Source organism: Roseofilum sp. Guam (assembly GCF_017746735.1).
GTDB classification, from domain to species: Bacteria; Cyanobacteriota; Cyanobacteriia; order Cyanobacteriales; family Desertifilaceae; genus Roseofilum; species Roseofilum reptotaenium.
Map to the genome: position 1 here is coordinate 45,874 of NZ_JAGHZN010000006.1, position 20,101 is coordinate 65,974.

17 protein-coding genes are annotated in these 20,101 nt (G+C 45.3%); 9 read left to right on the forward strand and 8 right to left on the reverse strand.

The features are described 5' to 3' along the window. Positions 1-19: 19 nt before the first annotated feature. Together J7529_RS03290 and J7529_RS03295 are read right to left on the reverse strand one after the other, a co-directional pair. Positions 20-1,135: a response regulator gene (locus J7529_RS03290; protein WP_318727860.1), complete on the reverse strand. Its 1,116-nt coding sequence runs from the start codon at positions 1,133-1,135 to the stop codon at positions 20-22. A gap of 13 nt (positions 1,136-1,148) precedes the next feature. Beyond that, entirely contained in the window at positions 1,149-2,930 is a 1,782-nt protein-coding gene (locus J7529_RS03295) for a PAS domain-containing sensor histidine kinase (protein WP_318727817.1), read from the reverse strand. 141 nt (positions 2,931-3,071) lie between these two features. Between J7529_RS03295 and J7529_RS03300 the strand changes: the two genes are divergently transcribed. Further along, a complete protein-coding gene (locus tag J7529_RS03300; protein ID WP_318727818.1) occupies positions 3,072-4,589 on the forward strand; it encodes a YncE family protein in 1,518 nt (505 codons plus the stop codon). 79 nt (positions 4,590-4,668) lie between these two features. Further along, positions 4,669-5,730 carry a glycine betaine/L-proline ABC transporter substrate-binding protein ProX gene (gene proX / locus J7529_RS03305; protein WP_318727819.1) on the forward strand — a complete coding sequence of 354 codons (1,062 nt, stop codon included), beginning with the start codon at positions 4,669-4,671 and terminating at the stop codon, positions 5,728-5,730. 50 nt (positions 5,731-5,780) lie between these two features. Here the strand turns inward: proX and gmk are convergent, their stop codons facing one another. Together gmk and remA are read right to left on the reverse strand one after the other, a co-directional pair. After that, positions 5,781-6,371, reverse strand: coding sequence for a guanylate kinase (gene gmk, locus J7529_RS03310; protein ID WP_318727820.1), 591 nt, complete (start codon positions 6,369-6,371; stop codon positions 5,781-5,783). Positions 6,372-6,405: 34 nt separating this feature from the next. Next, on the reverse strand, positions 6,406-6,663 hold the full coding sequence (gene remA / locus J7529_RS03315) for an extracellular matrix/biofilm regulator RemA (protein WP_271945348.1): 258 nt from the start codon (positions 6,661-6,663) through the stop codon (positions 6,406-6,408). A 252-nt stretch (positions 6,664-6,915) separates the two neighbouring features. Here remA and J7529_RS03320 point away from each other — a divergent pair, with 252 nt between their 5' ends. After that, a complete protein-coding gene (locus tag J7529_RS03320) occupies positions 6,916-7,173 on the forward strand; it encodes a 2TM domain-containing protein (RefSeq protein ID WP_271945350.1) in 258 nt (85 codons plus the stop codon). 109 nt (positions 7,174-7,282) lie between these two features. On the opposite strand, the gene J7529_RS03325 is transcribed toward J7529_RS03320, so the two are convergent. Both J7529_RS03325 and glpX read right to left on the reverse strand, forming a co-directional pair. Further along, positions 7,283-8,581: a glutamyl-tRNA reductase gene (locus J7529_RS03325; RefSeq protein WP_271945352.1), complete on the reverse strand. Its 1,299-nt coding sequence runs from the start codon at positions 8,579-8,581 to the stop codon at positions 7,283-7,285. A gap of 221 nt (positions 8,582-8,802) precedes the next feature. Further along, entirely contained in the window at positions 8,803-9,840 is a 1,038-nt protein-coding gene (gene glpX / locus J7529_RS03330) for a class II fructose-bisphosphatase (protein WP_271945440.1), read from the reverse strand. A 249-nt stretch (positions 9,841-10,089) separates the two neighbouring features. On the opposite strand from glpX, the gene J7529_RS03335 reads away from it, so the two are divergent. From J7529_RS03335 to cysH, 4 genes are all read left to right on the forward strand, one after another. Further along, positions 10,090-10,500 (forward strand): hypothetical protein, encoded by a 411-nt coding sequence (locus tag J7529_RS03335; RefSeq protein WP_318727821.1) that lies wholly within the window; start codon positions 10,090-10,092, stop codon positions 10,498-10,500. 132 nt (positions 10,501-10,632) lie between these two features. Then, positions 10,633-12,036, forward strand: a complete 1,404-nt coding sequence (locus tag J7529_RS03340) for a folate/biopterin family MFS transporter (protein ID WP_318727822.1) — start codon at positions 10,633-10,635, stop codon at positions 12,034-12,036. A 38-nt stretch (positions 12,037-12,074) separates the two neighbouring features. Further along, complete coding sequence (locus tag J7529_RS03345) at positions 12,075-12,419, forward strand: hypothetical protein (protein ID WP_318727823.1); 345 nt, start codon at positions 12,075-12,077, stop codon at positions 12,417-12,419. A 378-nt stretch (positions 12,420-12,797) separates the two neighbouring features. Continuing rightward, positions 12,798-13,556, forward strand: coding sequence for a phosphoadenosine phosphosulfate reductase (cysH, locus tag J7529_RS03350; RefSeq protein ID WP_318727824.1), 759 nt, complete (start codon positions 12,798-12,800; stop codon positions 13,554-13,556). Between the two features lie 178 nt (positions 13,557-13,734). Here cysH and J7529_RS03355 read toward each other — a convergent pair whose 3' ends face one another. Beyond that, positions 13,735-14,607, reverse strand: coding sequence for an alpha/beta hydrolase (locus tag J7529_RS03355; protein WP_318727825.1), 873 nt, complete (start codon positions 14,605-14,607; stop codon positions 13,735-13,737). 39 nt (positions 14,608-14,646) lie between these two features. On the opposite strand from J7529_RS03355, the gene J7529_RS03360 reads away from it, so the two are divergent. Next, entirely contained in the window at positions 14,647-15,495 is an 849-nt protein-coding gene (locus tag J7529_RS03360) for an EI24 domain-containing protein (protein WP_271945363.1), read from the forward strand. A 58-nt stretch (positions 15,496-15,553) separates the two neighbouring features. Here J7529_RS03360 and J7529_RS03365 read toward each other — a convergent pair whose 3' ends face one another. After that, on the reverse strand, positions 15,554-17,239 hold the full coding sequence (locus J7529_RS03365; protein WP_318727826.1) for a hypothetical protein: 1,686 nt from the start codon (positions 17,237-17,239) through the stop codon (positions 15,554-15,556). A 593-nt stretch (positions 17,240-17,832) separates the two neighbouring features. On the opposite strand from J7529_RS03365, the gene psaA reads away from it, so the two are divergent. After that, positions 17,833-20,100, forward strand: coding sequence for a photosystem I core protein PsaA (gene psaA, locus J7529_RS03370; RefSeq protein WP_271945367.1), 2,268 nt, complete (start codon positions 17,833-17,835; stop codon positions 20,098-20,100). Position 20,101 lies beyond the last annotated feature (1 nt).

Sequence of the window (20,101 nt, forward strand, 5' to 3'; positions counted from 1 at the left end):
ACTATAGAATCTCAGTCTATCAAGATTCCTCTGCTTGCGGTAGGGTGGGTAAAAGAACATGGATGGTTGTTCCTTTGTTGAGAGAACTCTCAATCGTAAATTTTCCGTCATATAAATTCACCAATTCCTTAACAATCGATAAGCCTAATCCTGAACCTTGTTGTTCATAGATTTTCCGATCGAATTGCTGGTAAGCACCGAAATTAGCGATCTGTTCTGCACTCATTCCCCGTCCGCGATCGCTAATCGCTAAATGATAAAAGTCCCCCTCTATTTCACCAAAAACTGTAATCTCAGTGCCCGGCTCTGAAAACTTAAAGGCATTATCCAGCAATTCTTCCAAGAGTTTAATAAAACCTTCCCGATCTATCCGCAGATGAGCGTCTTTTACGTTTAAAATCAAATCATCCATGCGGGATTTTGGCTGTTTTTTAGAAACCCCTACACTTAATTCTTTAATAATAAGATTCACATATTCTATTGACTTTCTTCTCAAAGAACTAAACCGTTTTGGGTTGGCTTTTGTTAACTGCAAATCAGTATAAAACAAGAAATTCATAATTAATCGATGGAGTCTTTTTTCCGAAATATTAATGTTTTCCAAAAGCTCTAAAATTTCTTGATGATCTAAATTCTCAAAATCGTGCTGTAAGAATTCTGAAGAAACCAAAATCCCATTTAAGGGAGTGCGGAGTTCATGGGGAAAAGAGAGGGAGATACTATGGCGCAGTTCATCTAATTTGATTTCGGCTTTTTCGGTTTGAACCTCTTGTTTTTTTAACCGAGTTGTAATGGCACTTAATAACTCAGTCCGCATAAATGGTTTGGTAATATAATCATCTGCTCCTAACTCCATCCCTTGGCGTTGATCAAATTTAGTGGATTTCGCCGTCAAAAAAATAAAAGGAATTGTTGCCGTTTGAGGTTGATTTTGGAGTTCTTTTAAAACGCCATAGTCATCCAATTCTGGCATCATAACATCACAAATAATTAAGTCTGGAAGATGGGCGATCGCTAAGTCAACTCCCTCACGTCCATGTTCTGCACCAATGGCCCAATATCGTTCTGCTTCTAACACATCTAATATAATATCCGGAACATCTGGATCATCTTCAATAACCAGTATTATTTTCATCACGAAACTATCCTTAATGATATAATGGCAGGGTTACTGAAAACAGACTTCCTTGGTCTGGTGAGCTTTCTACCGTAATCTCACCCTGCTGTAAATCCACCGCTTTTTTGACAATGGCCAAACCTAACCCTGTACCGGGTAAGTTGCCTACATTGTGACCGCGATGAAAGGATTGAAATAAATATCCAAGGTCTTCTTCCGGTATGCCAATGCCACTATCTTGAATTTGAAAACAAACTTTGTCGGTATTATACTCTATCCTCAACTTGATTTCACCTCCATGGGGAGAATATTTAATGGCATTAGAAAGTAAGTTTTCTAAAATCTGTCTTAATAAGCTTTCATCCAGATAGACTTCCAACGGTTCAGGGGTTCCGTCAGTCAAGAATTTCAAATGGTGTTTTGGAGTTAAACAACTGCTTGTTTCTTCTATCAAATTTTTACACAACTGATATAAATCAACTTTATGAGGATTGATCGGAAGTTTGTCCGAGTCTGACCTCCCCATGATCAAAATATTATTCAACAAACAATTCAAGTGATTAACGGTGATTTGAATTCGTTGCAAATATTTAAGTTGTTTAGATGAGTCCCACTGGCTTTGGTAATGCTCCAAGGCTTCAGCAGAAGCCAAAATCCGGGTTAACGGCGTGCGAAATTCATGGGAAGCCATGGCAATAAACCGAGATTTTAACTGATTTAACTCTTTTTCTCGTTCCCAATTTTTTCTCATATCTTCTTCCATGCTTTTGCGCCGAGTAATGTCTTCTACTGTGCCTTCATAGGCAATAATTTCCCCCCGATGATTAGTAATGACTCTGGCATTTTCACAAATCCAAATGATCTGGCGATCGCGCCGATAAATCTGGGATTCAAAGCCGATCACTTGACCTTGCTCGCGAATCAGTTCCATGAACTCTTGACGGCGATGGGGATCGACGTACATTTGGCTAATATCCGTCAGATCGGTCAATTCCTCTGGAGAATCATAACCATAAATATGGGCTAAACTCGGATTAACACTTAAATACTGTCCCTCTGGAGACGATTGGAAAATCCCTTCGATCGCGTTCTCGAAAATACTGCGATATTGGCGCTCGGCTTTCTCCAAATCTTGATAAGCCATTTCCAGTTGGCGACGACTCTTAAATTCGGACTGTTGCAGCCGTTCATAGAGATACACGGAAAAATCGCAAATCAAGCACACCCAAAACAGGATTAAGACCATAGAGACTTGCAAGGAGGAATCTAACACGGAGAAAAAAGAAGCCTCATGCTCCATAGAGTAGAACAGAGCATAAAATCCTACCGTTACCCCTTGAGCGAATAAATGGAGCCGCCAACGCACCGAAATCAAGGTTGCTTGGGTAAAAAAGGTAATAATTAACCCGGAAAAGTCGATTTCAGAGGCTGGATTTACGGTATTGGAGACGAGGGGGAATAGGGTAAGAGACCAGGAAAATAGTAGAAATAAGACATTCAGATGACGATGGGTGGACGCTAAGGGAAGCAGACGCAGACTGGTCAACAGGCTTAGGGCGATCGCCACTTGAGTCCCTAGCTGGTAATCCCATAAGGGTTCCTCCAGTCGCCAAAACCGCATCCCATTGAGGGTAATCACACTAAAGATGAACCCTAATGCAATCCATAACGCCAACTGCAAGCGCGCTTTCATAAACCGCTGTTGCCATTGCTGATAATGACTTAAACCTTCACAACCTAGAGGATTGACTAGCCCCCAGAACGGTTTCAATGGGGTTAAAGAACGTAAGCAATGGGATAAGTTTGGAATCATGCCATAGAAACCAAGAGAAGACTTAAGGAACAAAAGTCGGTACAATCCTAGGGAACACAGGTGGGGTCATACTAATTTTGAGTATCCACGATCGCTGCCCTCAAAAACAACGAGCAATGACTCAGTACAGTTCCTACTTTCATGGTATTACTAACCTACGCTCCCTCTAGAGTGGGCAAATCTTCAACCCAAACTTTAGCTAAACATCCTGGTGTTAGCCCAAAACTTAAGCCTGCTGACAGGGTTCCTCGCAAGGTACGCAGACGATACAGACGACTGTGGCGCTTCAAATCCTTCTGTTTAGGTATTTCCTTACCTGCGTCTATCCTCGGTACTTATCTATTTGCCACAGAAATCTTGATCCAAGACGGAGAAGTGCCACAATCTTTGTATGAGTGGGAAATTGCTGCATCCGAACCCACACCAGAACCCCAAGCCACACCTGATCGCTGGCAAGATGTGGAAAATGCGGTTAATCAAGCCACTTCTTTAACATCTACCGCACGAACTAAGGCTCAATGGCGTGAAGTAAAATCCTATTGGCAACAGGCGATCGCAACCCTCGATACCCTACCCCCCGATCATCCCCAGTTTACTCAGATTCCTAGCCTCAAAGCAGACTATCAACAGCAACTCGACACTGTTCAACAGACCCTCTGGGCCGATTCCACTCCTATGACACTCAACCACGTGATTCGTGGGAACCTCTCGCCTAAATCGATTGTACATTCAGGAAATGGTCTATTCTTCGCCCAAAATATGATGTATTCCCATACGGTCACCGTCTATGACCGGGAGTATAATTTAGTCGGAACAATCAGCGATCGCGTCGATTTAGAAGCCTTTGGTCATACCGAATATAGCGGACTCTTCCAAGGATCGCCCGTAGAAGCCGCCTTTTCTCATAACGGTCAATATGCCTGGGTATCCAACTATCAAATGTACGGCCCCGGATTTAATCGTCCTGGAGATGATGTCTGTCATCCCGATGCCAACTTTGACCCCTCCACCCTCTATCGTATCAACACCGAAACCCTGCAAATTGAAAACGTCATCTGGGTGGGATCTGTACCCAAATATGTAGCCACCACCCCCAATAACCGCCTGGTTCTAGTTTCCAACTGGTGTAGCTGGGACTTAAGTATCATCGATACCCAACAGAACCAAGAAATTAAGCGTATTCCCCTCGATGCCTATCCACGGGGAATTGAAGTGGATGCCCAATCTCAATTTGCCTATGTTGCCATTATGGGATCGGATAATATTGCCAAAGTCAACCTCAATGACTATTCTGTGCAATGGTTTAACCAAGTGGGAGTCACTCCCCGCCACTTAAATTTAGACCCCTTAGAATCCTATTTGTATGTCAGTTTTAATCTGGATAACGAAGTCGGGAAACTAGACCTCAAAACTGGAGAAATTGTTAGTAAAGTTTCCACTGGAAGTGCCCCCCGCAGCATGGTCTTATCTGATGATGGACAATTTTTATACGTAGTCAATTACCATTCCGATACCCTGAGTAAGATTCGCACTCAGGATATGAAAGTCCTGCAAACAGTTTCCACAGAAGCGGCTCCCATTGGCGTAACCTATGACCCCGAAACCCATCAAGTTTGGGTGGCGTGTTATACGGGAAGTCTGATGATTTTTCAAGATTAGACCACCATGGTAACCTCGTATGCTAAGGTTACCCAATAAAAAGATGAAATATTTGATTGTTGTATCAACTGATTAAACTATGATCCAATTCAGAACAAAGACTGTCGCCTGGGGTACGATAGTTGGGGGATTGCTCTTAGGGGCGATCGCCTGTCAACCCTCCAATACTCCAACTACTCAGAGTGAAGTTTCCTCCGAAAACACGGACTTACCGGGTACTGGAATAACGGTTCAATCCGTTCATACGAGTCTGTTAGAAGAACGGTTTCAAACTCAGATTGTCAATAAAGCCCTACAAAAATTGGGATATGAGACTCCAGAACCCGCAGAACTTGAAACTGCAACGATGGTTGTGGCGATCTCCAATGGAGATGTGGACTATACCACCAATCATTGGGAAAATAACCAAACCCAACTATATGAAAATAGTGGGGGTGAGGACAACTTAAACAAACTTGGAGTAATTGTCCCCAACCTTTTACAAGGGTATCAAATTGACAAAAAGACGGCAGATAAGTACCAGATTACCAATTTAGAGCAGTTACAAGACCCAGAAATTGCTAAACTTTTTGATAGTGATGGTGATGGTAAAGCCAACTTAATCGGATGTAACTCAGGTTGGGCTTGTGAATTGACCATTGAGCATCATTTGGACGCTTACGGCTTGCGAGATACGGTAGAAAACGATCAAGGGCAGTTTGGAGCATTAATTGCTGAAACCATCGTTCGGTATAATCAAGGTGAACCTGTCCTGTTTTATATGTGGACTCCATTTTGGGTCGGGAGCTTATTGAAACCTGGGGAAGACACCATTTGGTTACAAGTTTCTAAAACCGATTTACCAGAAGGACAAACGGAGTTAACTGAAGCAGATACAACGGCTGAAGGAAAAAACCTGGGTTTCCCAGTCGATCGCATGAGAATTTTGGCCAATAAGAAGTTTGTTGATGAAAATCCTGCGGCGAAAAAGTTATTTGAGGTCGTACAAATTCCGATTGAAGATATTAGCAACCAAAATAATCTGATGGAACAGGGAGAAGACCAACCGGAAGATATTGAACGTCATGTCAATCAGTGGATTGAGGATAATCAAGAGACATTTGATAGTTGGGTAGAAGAAGCCATGGCAGCTCAGTCTTAAACGGTGTGGATATCGGAGAAAGGCTAATTCTTATGCTAAGGATTGATCCCTTAAGATTGTAGGCTCAACTCGGGTAGACCAGGAAATAAGACCAACTCAACGTCCGCTAAGGCTCGATCGAAGTCATCATTGACAATTTGCACATCAAACTCGTCTGCGGCAGCAATTTCGATGATGGCACGGTTGAGACGGCGGGTAATTGCCTCTGGAGACTCGCTTTGGCGATCGCGTAATCTGCGCTCTAACTCGGACATCGATGGGGGCAAAATAAAGAGTCTCAGAGCTTGGGGAAAGGAGGCGCGAATCTGCCGAGCGCCTTCTAACTCGATTTCTAATAATACCAGTATTCCTTGCTTGATTTTTTCCTCGACCTGTTGGCGAGGCGTGCCATAATAATTACCAGCAAATTGGGCCCATTCCAACAGTTGCTCCGCAGCAATTAAATCTTGAAACTGTTCTGGAGTGACAAAAAAATAATCTTTACCGTTCACTTCTCCAGAACGAGGAGAACGAGTAGTCATTGAGACTGACAAATAAATATCCGGATGACGCTCGAGCAGCGATCGCACTAACGTCCCTTTACCCACCCCACTCGGGCCCGTAATAAGCACTAATTTTCCTGTCCCAACCGTTTGTATCATTCCCAATGTATTCTGAACGTTATCCTCTGCTCCCTTAAGATTCCCGATTACCCTTTTGAGACATCAGCCGGTGGGAAACGGTTTCTGGTTGAATGGCAGATAGGACAACATGGCCTGAATCCATAATTATCACAGCGCGGGTGCGTCTACCATAGGTGGCATCAATTAATTGTCCGCGATCGCGACAGTCGGCGATCGCCCGTTTAATCGGTGCTGACTCTGGAGTGACGATCGCAATGACTCGATTCGCATTAATGATATTACCAAATCCAATATTAATCAGTTGAACCATAGGGGGATAGGGGAATCGGGGACACGGAGACATGGGGAGATGGATGGGGACAAAGGGGCTGACGCTCCCTGAGCGAAGCGCCGCAGCCTAGCCGAAGTGTCGAAGGGAGCCGATTGATTCAGGATTCGATTTATTCTACATTGAGGGTAGAGCGTTTAACGCTCCTATGAGGTGCATGGTTACAGACTCTAACCCTGAGTACGATACCCATTCCCTATTCCCCATTCCTTAGCACGAAGCGCCCTATCAGCTATGCCTCCACGTTGGCCTCGAAAACCCGACCGTAACAACGATCCAGACTATCGCCGCTTAGATGACCGGATGAACTTTGCGCTCCATGTAGCGATATATGCCGCAACGAACTCCGGACTCTGGTTTGTCCATCAAATTAAGCCTGATACCCTCCTCTGGCTGACTTGGTTTAGCTTAGGCTGGTTGGGACTGTTGGCGATCCATGGAATCTTTATTTTTGCGATCGCCGACTACACGCCTTCTTCTAATCCCAAATAAATCTGCCAATTATTCCCCTCATCCCCCCGTCTCCTGCGGAAGAAGGGGGATTTAGGGCGATCGAAATCTACCGGATAGCAGAAGGAAGAGCGATAACGATTCATTCCCTCTAGCTATATTGATTACTAGAAGCCGCCTCAATCTCCAGATTAAACAACGTCTTCAGAGTTTCCATGGCTTGCTTGCGAGCTTCAATATCTTGTTGGGCCCGCAGTTGTACCATGGGATCGTGTAGAATTTTATTCACAATTCCACGGGTGAGCGCTTCAATCACTTCTTGGTGTTTCTCCGCAAACTCAGACCCCAAACGAGAAAGGGCTTTTTCTAACTCTTGCTCGCGAATCGTCTCCACTTTATGACGTAAACAATTAATCGTTGGTACAGTTTCCAGACTGCGCCACCATACCTCAAACGCTTCTACTTCTTCTTCTAATAAGCTTTCAGCTTCCATCGCCATTTGACGGCGACTTTCCTGATTTTGGGCAACTACTGCCTTCAAGTCATCCACATTATAGGGTTTGACTGAGGGTAACTCTCTCACATCAGCATCCACATTTCGAGGAACGGAAATATCAATTAAAGTTAAGGGGCGTTCTGGATTAACAATGGGTTCTAAATTGGCACGATTTAATAAGGGTTGGGTTGCTCCAGTACTGGTAAAAACCAAATCCGATGCCTGAACCACCTCCATCATTTCTCCCATGGGATGAAGCGCTAAAGAAGCCTCACTAAATTTATTGGCTAATTCTTCAGCACGCTGCATGGAGCGATTGACAATACTAATTTGAGTACCGCCTTTGGAGAGCAAGTGTTGTACCAACAAACGGGACATTTTACCCGCACCGATAATGGCAATCTTGCATTCTTCCAGGGTTTCTAGTTTCATTTGGGCAAGTTCAACCGCCGCTGAACTAATAGAAACTGCACCTGTACCGATGTTGGTTTCCGTGCGTACCCGTTTCCCCGCAGTAATAGCTTGTTTCATTAAGCGGTTGAGAATCCGACCCACACCTTTATACTGTTGGCCGAGTTTATGACCTTGTTTAACTTGCGATAAAATTTGCCCTTCGCCGAGTACCAAGCTGTCTAATCCGGCTGCCACGCGCATTAAATGCATAATTGCATCTTCATGGAGGAGAATAAACAGGTGAGGACGCAATTGGGAGAGGGGCAGTTGGCTATGTTCGGAAAGAAATTGGGTAACTTCCCAAACGCCTTGTTGATTGTCACGAATCACCACATAGATTTCTAAGCGGTTACAGGTGCTTAGAATAGCGACTTCTTCAATATGAGGATAGAGCTTGAGGGTGGTGATGGCTTGTTCGAGTTGGGGTTCAGGAATACTGAGTTTTTCTCGAACTTCAACGGAAGCTGTTTTATGGCTTAAACCGATAACTGCGACATTCATGGGTTAATGTTTGTTAAGGCAACTTGCTAAGATTTTGGGCAGATTATAAACAAAAGATGGCTTCAGTGAAACTGAAGACCCTATGGAGATAGAGTTTTAGGGTGTTCTAGTTCCTATGATTAAACCCCCTATCCCTCCATCTCCCCATCCCCCCATCTCCTAAAACAAGGGGGTTGGGGGGGATCTTACAGAGCAGAAACGACTGTAATTGAAAAGTTATCCTATTTTAATTGGATATTTTTGGGTGCGTCAGCCATATGAACGGTGTCTACAAACCGGGCAGTTTTGGACTGACTGGAAATAACCAGGCTATGGGTTCTGGCTCCACCATGGAAATAGCGAACGCCTTCCATGAGGGTTCCAGGGGTAATACCGGACGCGGCAAACAATACGGTTTCTCCACAGGCGAGTTCTTCAGCATTGTATACCCGGTCTGGGTCTTCGATGCCCATGCTGCGTAGACGTTCGAGATTGCTTTCTTTGCTTTCGCCAATTAAGCCGGTTTTCACGATTTCTGGATCGTAGATGAGTTGACCTTGGAAGTGACCCCCTAAGCAGCGCATGGCAGCAGCGGAAATGACTCCTTCGGGAGCGGCTCCAATTCCCATGAGGGCGTGGATGTTGGTTCCGGAAAAGGCACAAGAAATGGCGGCGGATACGTCTCCATCAGCAATGAGGCGAACTCTTGCGCCAGCGCTACGAATTTCGTTGATCAGGTTTTTGTGACGAGGCCGATCCATGACGACAACGACTAATTCTTCTACGGAGCGATCGAGACACTCGGAGATCAGTTTTAGGTTTTCGGTCGCTGATTTGCGAATATCTACATGGTTTTTGGCGGCTGGAGGAGCGGCCAGTTTTTTCATGTAGAAGTCGGGAGCAGCAAAGAGTCCACCTTTTTCAGAAATGGCAAGCACAGCCATGGAACCGGGTTGACCGTAGGCGACGAGGTTGGTTCCTTCACAGGGGTCAACAGCGATGTCAATTTCAACTAATTCATCGGGATTGCAGTATTCTTTGGCATCTTCGCGGGAGCAAATGCCGACTTCTTCGCCGATGTAGAGCATGGGAGCGTCATCCCGTTCTCCTTCTCCGATGACGATGCGTCCGCGCATGTGGATTTTGTTCATACGTTCGCGCATCGCTTCTACGGCGACTTGGTCAGCGGTGTTTTTTTCCCCTTTCCCCATCCAACGAGCAGAGGCGATCGCCGCTTGTTCGACCACTTCTATAATTTCTAATCCCAATGTGGTTTCAATCACAGTTTTTCTCCCTAGAGGTAATTCAGTGAAATGCTTATATTTAGCCGGTTTCAGTGTATCAGTCTATCAGAGTCTGGGGCCAATGTTCGATCGCAGTCTCTCTGAGATTATGTTAAGTTTTGCATCTTTTATCTCCGAGTCCACGGCTCTGAGACCAGTCGGAGTTCACAGAAGCCAGCTTTTGTGTAAATCTCCTATAATTATCGACAAAGACTCGCTTGAGCTGAAAACTACAGGAGCCATACCATGTCTGAAACTCAAGGAAATTCAGAATTATCTAAACCCGTGGAAACGGTGACTGAACAAAAAGAGGAGACCCGTTTTCTGGAACCTCTGCAAACCAAGGTCAGTAATATATTGGCCAGTTGGCAACTGAAAGTTGGACTGGTGGGCGCGGTTCTAGTGACGATCGCTCTAACGGTTTTCTTTTGGCAACATGAAGTGGCGGCTTTGGGTATGAGGCTCTGGTCATCACAGGCCGGCGCAACCCCGATTGAATGTATGGTTAAGGATACCAATGGCGATCAGTATGTCAGTTGTAGCGCGATTCTCAACGACCAGGTGGTTCCTTTGGAATGTGGCGCAAGTATTTTTAATGTGGGCTGTCGGATTAATTACGGTGCAGCCGCGATCGGAGCGCGGAAATCTAGAGATTAGAGAGGGAATGGGGAATGGGGAATAGGCAATAGGCAATAGGCAATAGGCAATGGGTCATGTCCCCCTATCTCCCCATCACCCCACCCAACAAGAGCGCTATCATAGTTACTCAAGAATATAAAGATTTGTAACATGATTGGCTTTTCCTCTCCTGGCTCCCAGAATCTGTTCAAAAAACTGCTATTGGGTAATGAACCCACCCCAGAATTACTGGCTATTTTGCTGGTGTATTTCGTGCAAGGGGTTTTAAGTCTGGCTCGATTAGCCATTAGCTTTTTCCTCAAGGATGATTTGGGTCTTTCTCCCGCCCAAGTGGCAGCGCTCACGGGAGTGGCAGCCCTACCTTGGATTATTAAACCCCTGTGGGGATTTATGTCTGACGGTTTGCCGATTTTGGGCTATCGTCGCCGTCCCTACCTGATTTTGTCGGGTTTGTTGGGGAGTTTGGCTTGGGTAGTATTGGCGACAGTTGTCGATAATGCAATCATGGCAACAGGGGCGATCGCCCTTAGCTCCCTTTCCGTTGCCATCAGTGACGTGATTGCCGACTCCATTGTAGTTGAACGAGCCAGAACAGAATCCACCAGTCAAGTCGGATCGCTACAATCTCTCTGTTGGGGAACGTCAGCCCTAGGAGGATTAATCACAGCTTATTTAAGCGGATGGTTATTAGAAATTCTGACTCCCCAACAAGTATTTGGCATTACAGCAATTTTCCCATTAATTGTAGCCATAGGAGCGGGGCTGATTGTCGAATCCCCAGAAACTGACTCTACTCCAGCATGGAATACCATCAAACACCAAGTATCGCAGCTTAAAGAAGCGATATTTCTCCCCTCCATCTGGAAACCCACCCTCTTCCTCTTCCTCTGGCAAGCCACTCCTTCTTCCGACTCTGCCTTTTTCTTTTTCACCACCAACGAATTAGGCTTTCAACCGGAATTTCTAGGTCGCGTGCGTCTATTTACCAGTATTGCTGGATTAATTGGCATTTGGATTTTTCAACGCTTCCTCAAAGCCGTTCCCTTCCGGCAAATCTTTGGTTGGAGTACCGTCATAGCTGTCCTTTTTGGCTTCACCCCGGTACTGCTGGTTACCCATACGAATCGACTCTTGGGGATTGGCGATCAGTGGTTTAGTCTAGGAGATAGCGTGATTCTCACCGTCATTGGCGAAATTGCCTTTATGCCCGTTCTCGTTCTCTGCGCCAAACTCTGCCCCCCTGGTATCGAAGCCACGCTGTTTGCTCTGCTCATGTCCATTGCCAACCTGTCCCATGTCGTTTCCCAAGAGTTGGGCGCTCTTCTCATGCATAGCTTTGGCATTACCCCCAACACCTTCGACAACCTTGCCCTGTTGGTTACTCTCACCAACCTCTCCTCCCTTCTACCCCTTCCGTTCCTGAAACTCCTACCCAGCGACAACACCCTCAGTACCCCACAAGTGGCAGACAACCCCATCCATCCTCTTTCAGATGAAGAGGACGATCCAGAAAAGACTAAACCCTTAGCAGGACTCACACAAGTTTCAAGCTAAAACCAGGCCTAAACGTTATTTGTAAGTGGTGTTTTATCATGGTTTTATTCCCAATTTCTGAAGAATTAGAAAAATCTAGAGATGCAATCCTTTATAGCCCAGACTTTGCTTTGCTCAGAACAATCCTTAAATCCCATTTTCCAAATTTAGGAGATAAAATATTTCTTTTGCACTGGATTCCAGAGCCTGACATGAATTTTTATACTTTATTAATTGATGGGGAATACCGGGTTGAAGTTCACCTATCAAAAGAGCCTAATGTCACCAACCCAGATTTTTTTGAAGTTACAACAGTGATGGAGTTTCTAAAACAGAAACCTAAAATGTCTAAAAGGTCACGACGAGAATTTGAGAGCGCTATTAAGCTTTCTAAAACAGAATGAGATGGCTGTTTAAGGGGCATTCAAAGCATGTCGCTCGATCTCCTCTTTTTTGTTTGCCGTTTTGTCTTGACATTCGCGATCGCTGAGGTGATACGGATCGTTATTGCGCTCGATTCAGCCCTATCAGCTCTCTCTTGCTCCTGACCTGCCACTTCTTCCGGCACAAATACGAAAAGTTAATGTTTCCACAGCAATTGCCGCTCTTGACTCTAATCAATGGCACAAATGAGCTTCCACGAATTGCTCCATCCTAGCAGGCAACGCTATAGTAATGGAGACTTCCTGACTTAAGGTTTAAATTCTTCCCCTTCATCTCCATCCTTTGATAACCTTATATGAATAATCTAGTCTACTACCACTTAGGAACCTGAATCATTAATGAATTCAACCATCACCGCGCTACCCAACCTCGATACTCAAATCCTGCACGAACAGCTCTCCGATATAGAAGCTAGAGATATTGTGCAATGGGCTGCTACAACCTTTGGCGAAGGTCTAGCCATGAGTACCAGTTTCGGCATTCAATCGGCTGTGATGCTCCATTTGGTCACTTCTGTTGTGCCCAATATCCCAGTTATTTGGGTAGATACGGGTTATTTACCTCCAGAAACCTATCGCTTTGCCCATGATTTAACCCACAAACTTAACCTCAACCTAAAAATTTACCAATCTTCCATGAGTCCGGCCCATATGGAAGCCATTTATGGCAAACTCTGGGAACAAGGTACAGTAGAAGCATTAAATCAATACGATCAACTGCGTAAAGTTGAACCCATGCAACGAGCGTTAAAAGAACTTAACGTCACGGCTTGGCTAGCGGGTTTGCGCCGCGACCAAACCGATCACCGTAAGAGTTTACAGTTTATTAATCGTCAAGGCGATATTTATAAGGTTCTACCCATTCTGAATTGGAATTCACGGGATGTTTACCAATATTTAGTTGCCCATGATTTACCCTATCATCCGTTGTTTGATCAGGGGTATATGACTGTTGGAGATTGGCATTCTTCTCGTCCGCTCAGTTTGGAAGATGGGCATGAACGCGATACCCGCTTCCAAGGTCTTAAACAAGAATGTGGATTGCATTTGCCCGCGACTGATGACGAGGCTCACAGTCTTGACTCTAGTAGTTTATAGCGTTTTGGCTAGGGAATAGAGACGGAGCAGGCAAGAAGCAATAGTGATTCCAATTATTCCTCTTCTGTCACTTTTGGAAAAAGGGGAATGATATCGTATCTAAGTAATCAGTTTAACGAGGTATAGTGCGTTTCCGCTCCTACATTGTTCCGGTAGAACATTCCCTGTTCCCTATTGCCTATTCACTATTGCCTATTCCCTGAGTAACAGAAGAGGGATAACTTTGCAGAAAATCACCTAAAACTTGATTAAAAGATTCTGGCTCAACTAAAAAGGCCCAATGGTTACCGGGGACTGTTTCAATTGTTAAATTCTGAAGATAAGTGCGGTACGGTTTTAATTGCCAGTTCGTGCGATTGAGTCCTTTTTCTGGAGTAATTAATACAGTGGGCAGGTCTAGGGGTTGTGTCAGTCCAGCAACTTGCATCACTTCTTTAAAGATTTCATTGCGAGCATCAATAGTGAATTTACTTCCCCAAGTGCCATCCGGTTTAGATTCGATACTGTTTTGAAAAACTTGTTGCTGTAAATCGCTCCATCCCCGATATTGTTTGAGGGTTTTGGCTTTGGTTTCGGCCGCCTCATAACTGCTAAAAGGGCCCATCCCTTGCAAGAAGGGCAAGACGCGATAGAGTAAGGGAAAAGTGACCTCAAAAAATTTAGGGATTTTATCAATAAAAAAGGGATCGACTAAGGTCATAGTCCGGAAACGTTTGGAATTCCGACTTGCCCAGAGAGGTAAAAATTTCGCGGAAAAGGAATGACCAACAATATGGGCACTTTCCCATCCCAGACGATCCATTAATGCTTCTAAATCAGTAATCAGGCGATCGAAGGTATATCCAGTTTTGGGTTTATCACTTTCTCCATGGCCGCGCAAGTCGGGGGCAATGCAATGGAAGTTTGGCCCTAGGGAGGCAGCGAAACTTGACCAAACGAGGGCATGATCGGCTAAACCATGCAATAACAAAACGGGTTCTGTACCTGAGCCATGCCATTGAAGGTAGGATAATTGTAGATGATCTGTGGAGAATGTATGACGAATGGCCATGTGATGCTCTCTCTAGATTTACGATAAGGTGCGATCGCTATGTTTAATCTTCCCATGGGATTGATTGCTGGTGCAACTTACCCGTTTCGTGCTTTGGCATTATTGGTGAATGAGCCTAAATTGCGCGGTTATGTGATTGTGCCCATTTTAATCAATATCTTGATTGGTATTGCGCTCTATGTGGGTTTAGTGTTTCCCGGTTTGGAACTGGTGGATACTCTGACACAGCAGTGGACGTTTCAGTGGAATCAATGGATCGCTAGTTTACCGATGTGGTTAGGGTTTTTGACTGGGTTCACGGTGGTTCTGCATTGGCTGTTAAATGTTTTGGTGCTGTTGGTGTTATTCCTGGTTACAGGCTTTTTGTTGGTTCAATTTGGGGCAATTTTAGGGTCTCCCTGGTATGGTCAATTATCAGAACAAATTGAGAAAACACGCCTGGGACAACTGCCGCAGATCAATACTCATCCGTTGGCGATCGCCCAGGATATTTGGCGAGCCATCCTGTTTGAGTTAAAAAAATTACTGTTGATGGCGATCGCTGGTATTCCCCTATTGCTATTTAACTTTATTCCGGCGATCGGCACGCTGCTCTTTAGCATCGGCAGTTTAACCCTAGCGACAACCCTCGTTTGCCTAGATTTTTTTGATTCTCCTCTAGAGCGCCGCAAGCTTCCCTTTCGGCAAAAGTTAACCTTAGTTTGGCGCACGTTTCCCGCCAGTGCCACGTTTGGCTTAGTGTGTTTTGGATTGGTGAGTGTTCCGTTTATCAATATCTTAACGGTTCCCCTTTGTGTGTCTGGTGGCACTCTATTGTTCTGCGATCGCATTTGGCCCCATCATTTTACCCAAGAGCGATCGGATATAGCGCTTGGTACTAGGGAATAGGGAAATTCTAGTTAACACGCTCCATTGATTCTATTTGTGGAGTAGGAAGCATGGGTTGCTATTCAGATGCTTCCATTTCTGAAGGGTTATTCAAGGTTTCCAGGGGAGGAGATTCTATAGGTTCTTTTAAGGGCGCAGAATCGACTAAATCGGGAAATTCGATCGTCTCTTGAGCTTCTTCTTCTAACACTTCTGGAGTCTCGATTTCCTCTTTTATAACTTCGGGTTCAAGCGCTTCAGGTTCTGGAGTTTCAATTTCTTCTTCTACAGGTTCGGGTTCAGAAGGGGATTCAATCACTTCTTCTACAACTGGGGATTCAGGGGCAATCTCCAGAGTCTCTTCTGACTCTACAGCTTTATTGCCAAAGGGATTAATAGACTTAACATCAAGTTGGTTCCATTTGGATTTTAGGCGATCGCGCCACTGATTCAGATTCAGTTGCTTACGCCATGCTGGAGTTTCACTAACCACTTGTTCTGCTTCCTCTTCTGCTCCTGAAGATTCTGGTATTATTTCTTCTGGTTCTACCGTTTCTATCGGTTCTAACTCTGGAGTTTCTAGAATCTCTTCTTCTACGTCCACAGTTTCAGAAACCTCTTGTTCTATAGGTTCCTCGACTGGTGAGATGTCCAAAACCTCTACTTCTGTGGTGTCCTGAACGTCTTCCTCCACTTCCAGAATTTCCAAAATCTCTTCCTCTACCTCTGGAGTTTCAGGCACTTCTTCCTCAACTTCAGGTTCCGGAAGCTCTTCCTCCGCCGCTATTGGTTCTTCCTGCGGTTCTAAAACTTCCGTCTCCGGTGCAGCAGTGGACGGAGCGATATAGTTTGGATCGACAATACCTTGGGCCACTTCAGCACTAATTTCACCTCGGATGAGTTGAGACAGGGTATCCGTGACTTCAGGATCGTAGGTTACCAAGCGAGCCGTGGTATTGAAAACATTGTTAACCCGGTTACCCAGTTCATCTAGAATTTCCAGTTTGACCCAGTTTTTGCCTCGGTCAAATCCTTTCAGATACAGAGGTTCCCAGCGATCTAGGATAAACTCTTCTCCGTTTACCGATGCTCGAATCCGCCAGTCTAGAATATTGTCCTCTGAATTTTCTTGCGCGACGACATGCAGAGGCGCATTGGTGAGATAGAAATCTAACAGAATGGGTTCGGCTCCATACGTGCCGATGGGATTGCTATAGGTGAGCAGGGGAAGGTCAGGATTAGGGATTTGGTCTTCAGTTTTTGTAAAGATGTGAAACGTGGTTTGGGCGTAAGCACCTTCATTTTTGAAGCTCTCTCCCCAGGGAGTGGTGGCGAATATTCTAATAGTATGGGTTCCCGGATTGAGGTTGCTAAACCTAACCGGTTGGGATAGATCATAAAGGGTTGTATAGGGTTCGTTGTCTAGGGTCACTTCCAGGTGAGGTCCTAAAGCTAGATTCGGGTCTTTATATATAGGTAAGTCTTGAACGTCGAGTTTTAGGGTAAAGGTGGTGTCTTGGAGTGTTTGCTCAGGTTGAGGATTGAGGATTGTGACTTGGGGTTGGTAGGTTTCGAGAATTGGCCGTAGTTTTTGGATGGCTTCTGGGGGCGAGACTTCAGCGATTTTTGGGGAAATTTCCCGCTTGAGAGGATTGGAGATCCCGGAGGTGGGATTGGGGAGATTGAGGCTTCCTTGATCCCCACAACTGACAACTCCCAGGGATAGACCCAGCACTAACATGAGTCCTAAGAGGCTTGAAACCATGCGTTTTCCGATTTTCTGACGCAACACCGACATCCTTAATCCCTTGCACGTTAAAGTACAGCGCTATTTTATCACCAACCTGGAAGTCTCTAAACTGGGTCTGCTTCATTCCATTGAGTTTTGTAAATATTATTGATAGATTATTGACTTTTGTTCTGTGTTTTGAACAAAAAGCTATCTGAAGATTTAGCCCCACACTTGATGAAGGCAAATTTGAATTATTGTTAAGTAGCTTCCTCAAAGGGAAGACAAGTCCTATAATTCACAGTCAGTACACTACTTAAAACCGGTGACCTTCTGGATCGCTTGATCTTAGTGAAACCTTCGGAGCATCGGGATCAAAGAGAAAAGGCTATAAAAGGGCAATGTCCTGAGTGAGGAAATTAAAATTCCTCAAATTCAGTAACAAAGCTTTACATAGACCCACATCTTGAAAAAAAACCGATCTTGAACATCAAGAAATCTAATCTTGAACATCAAGAGATAACCGATAGATCCCAAAACTGCTTTAAAGGGCCTCACAGAACTAACCCTATTAAGTAGTGCCTAGCGTTCTGTAATGACGCTACTTGTCTAAAGAGAGGAGAGTCTCAATGACAACTACCCCAAAGGAGCAAGAAGCAAAGGCGAGGGTGGTCGTCGATAAAGACCCAGTCCCCACTTCATTTGAAAAATGGGGCAAGCCGGGTCATTTTGACAGAACCCTAGCTAGAGGACCCAAAACCACAACCTGGATTTGGAATCTTCACGCCGATGCTCACGATTTCGATAGTCATACCAGCGATCTAGAAGACGTATCTAGAAAAATCTTTAGCGCCCATTTTGGTCATTTAGCCGTTGTATTTGTCTGGCTAAGTGGCGCTTATTTCCACGGTGCTAAATTCTCAAACTATGAAGCTTGGTTGAGCGATCCTCTCGGCATTAAACCGAGTGCCCAAGTGGTTTGGCCCATTGTCGGCCAAGATATTCTTAACGGTGATGTTGGTGGTGGATTCCACGGAATCCAAATTACCTCCGGGTTATTCCAACTCTGGAGAGCCTCCGGCTTCACAAACTCTTACCAACTCTACTGCACCGCGATTGGTGGGTTGGTGATGGCTGGCTTAATGTTATTTGCCGGTTGGTTCCACTATCACAAAGCAGCTCCCAAACTGGAATGGTTCCAGAATGTGGAGTCGATGATGAACCATCATCTATCTGTACTGCTCGGTTGTGGTTCCCTCGGTTGGGCCGGTCACCAAATCCACGTTTCCTTACCGATCAACAAGTTATTGGATTCTGGAGTAGCTCTCAAGGATATTCCCTTGCCCCATGAGTTTATTCTCAATCCCAGCTTGATGACGGAACTCTACCCCAGTGTAGAGTGGGGAGGTCTCGGTGGAATCCAGCCTTTCTTTACCCTGAATTGGGGTGCTTTCAGTGACTTTTTAACCTTCAAAGGTGGACTCAATCCGGTCACGGGTGGCTTGTGGTTGTCTGATACAGCCCATCACCATGTGGCGATCGCCGTCCTCTTTATCATTGCTGGCCATATGTACCGCACCAACTGGGGTATTGGTCACAGCATGAAGGAAATCCTAGAGGCTCACAAAGGCCCCTTCACTGGAGAAGGCCACAAGGGATTGTACGAAATCTTCACAACCTCTTGGCACGCTCAACTGGCCCTCAACCTAGCGTTGTTGGGATCATTGAGTATCATTGTGGCTCATCATATGTATGCGATGCCTCCGTATCCATACATCGCTACAGACTATCCGACTCAACTCTCCCTGTTTACTCACCATGTTTGGATTGGGGGATTCCTGATTGTCGGCGCGGGCGCTCACGCAGCTATCTTTATGGTTCGTGACTACGACCCTGCGAAAAATGTTGATAACTTGTTAGACCGGGTGATTCGTCATCGGGATGCAATTATCTCTCACCTCAATTGGGTTTGCATATGGCTAGGCTTCCATAGCTTTGGCTTGTATGTTCATAACGACACCATGCGTGCGTTAGGTCGTACCCAAGATATGTTCTCGGATACGGCAATTCAACTTCAGCCTATCTTTGCTCAGTGGGTACAGAATCTACATAATCTGGCTCCTGGTAACACAGCCCCCAATGCGTTGGCTAGTGTCAGTCCTGCCTTTGGTGGCGATGTCGTAGCTGTTGGTGGAAAAGTAGCTATGATGCCAATCGCGCTGGGAACAGCCGACTTCATGGTTCACCACATCCACGCCTTTACCATCCACGTTACGGTGCTCATCCTGCTCAAAGGTGTTCTCTATGCCCGTAGCTCTCGTCTAGTTCCTGATAAAGGAAATCTGGGCTTCCGCTTCCCCTGTGATGGTCCGGGTCGGGGCGGTACTTGTCAAGTCTCAGGATGGGATCATGTCTTCCTGGGTCTGTTCTGGATGTACAACTCTCTGTCCATTGTGATTTTCCACTTTAGCTGGAAGATGCAATCGGATGTCTGGGGAAGTGTATCCTCCGATGGAACCGTTTCCCACATCACTAATGGTAATTTTGCCCAAAGTGCAATTACCATCAATGGCTGGTTACGTGATTTCTTGTGGGCGCAAGCGTCTCAAGTGATTACGTCCTACGGGTCTGCTTTGTCTGCCTATGGCATTATGTTCCTAGCCGGTCACTTCATCTTCGCCTTTAGTCTCATGTTCCTCTTTAGTGGTCGTGGATACTGGCAAGAGTTGATTGAATCGATTGTTTGGGCCCATAATAAGCTCAAAGTCGCACCCGCGATTCAGCCTCGCGCCTTGAGTATTATTCAAGGTCGCGCTGTAGGGGTAGCCCACTACCTCTTGGGAGGAATTGTCACTACTTGGGCATTCTTCCTGGCTCGCATCATTGCAGTAGGATGAG

Coding starts and splice junctions, on each gene's coding strand:
- J7529_RS03335 (WP_318727821.1), top strand. CDS start 10,090: ATGTCTGAAACTCAAGGAAATTCAGAATTATCTAAACCCGTGGAAACG.
- remA (WP_271945348.1), bottom strand. CDS start 6,663: ATGGTTCAACTGATTAATATTGGATTTGGTAATATCATTAATGCGAAT.
- J7529_RS03340 (WP_318727822.1), top strand. CDS start 10,633: ATGATTGGCTTTTCCTCTCCTGGCTCCCAGAATCTGTTCAAAAAACTG.
- psaA (WP_271945367.1), top strand. CDS start 17,833: ATGACAACTACCCCAAAGGAGCAAGAAGCAAAGGCGAGGGTGGTCGTC.
- J7529_RS03355 (WP_318727825.1), bottom strand. CDS start 14,607: ATGGCCATTCGTCATACATTCTCCACAGATCATCTACAATTATCCTAC.
- J7529_RS03325 (WP_271945352.1), bottom strand. CDS start 8,581: ATGAATGTCGCAGTTATCGGTTTAAGCCATAAAACAGCTTCCGTTGAA.
- gmk (WP_318727820.1), bottom strand. CDS start 6,371: ATGATACAAACGGTTGGGACAGGAAAATTAGTGCTTATTACGGGCCCG.
- J7529_RS03320 (WP_271945350.1), top strand. CDS start 6,916: ATGCCTCCACGTTGGCCTCGAAAACCCGACCGTAACAACGATCCAGAC.
- J7529_RS03300 (WP_318727818.1), top strand. CDS start 3,072: ATGGTATTACTAACCTACGCTCCCTCTAGAGTGGGCAAATCTTCAACC.
- J7529_RS03295 (WP_318727817.1), bottom strand. CDS start 2,930: ATGATTCCAAACTTATCCCATTGCTTACGTTCTTTAACCCCATTGAAA.
- J7529_RS03290 (WP_318727860.1), bottom strand. CDS start 1,135: ATGAAAATAATACTGGTTATTGAAGATGATCCAGATGTTCCGGATATT.
- J7529_RS03345 (WP_318727823.1), top strand. CDS start 12,075: ATGGTTTTATTCCCAATTTCTGAAGAATTAGAAAAATCTAGAGATGCA.
- cysH (WP_318727824.1), top strand. CDS start 12,798: ATGAATTCAACCATCACCGCGCTACCCAACCTCGATACTCAAATCCTG.
- J7529_RS03365 (WP_318727826.1), bottom strand. CDS start 17,239: ATGGTTTCAAGCCTCTTAGGACTCATGTTAGTGCTGGGTCTATCCCTG.
- J7529_RS03360 (WP_271945363.1), top strand. CDS start 14,647: ATGTTTAATCTTCCCATGGGATTGATTGCTGGTGCAACTTACCCGTTT.
- proX (WP_318727819.1), top strand. CDS start 4,669: ATGATCCAATTCAGAACAAAGACTGTCGCCTGGGGTACGATAGTTGGG.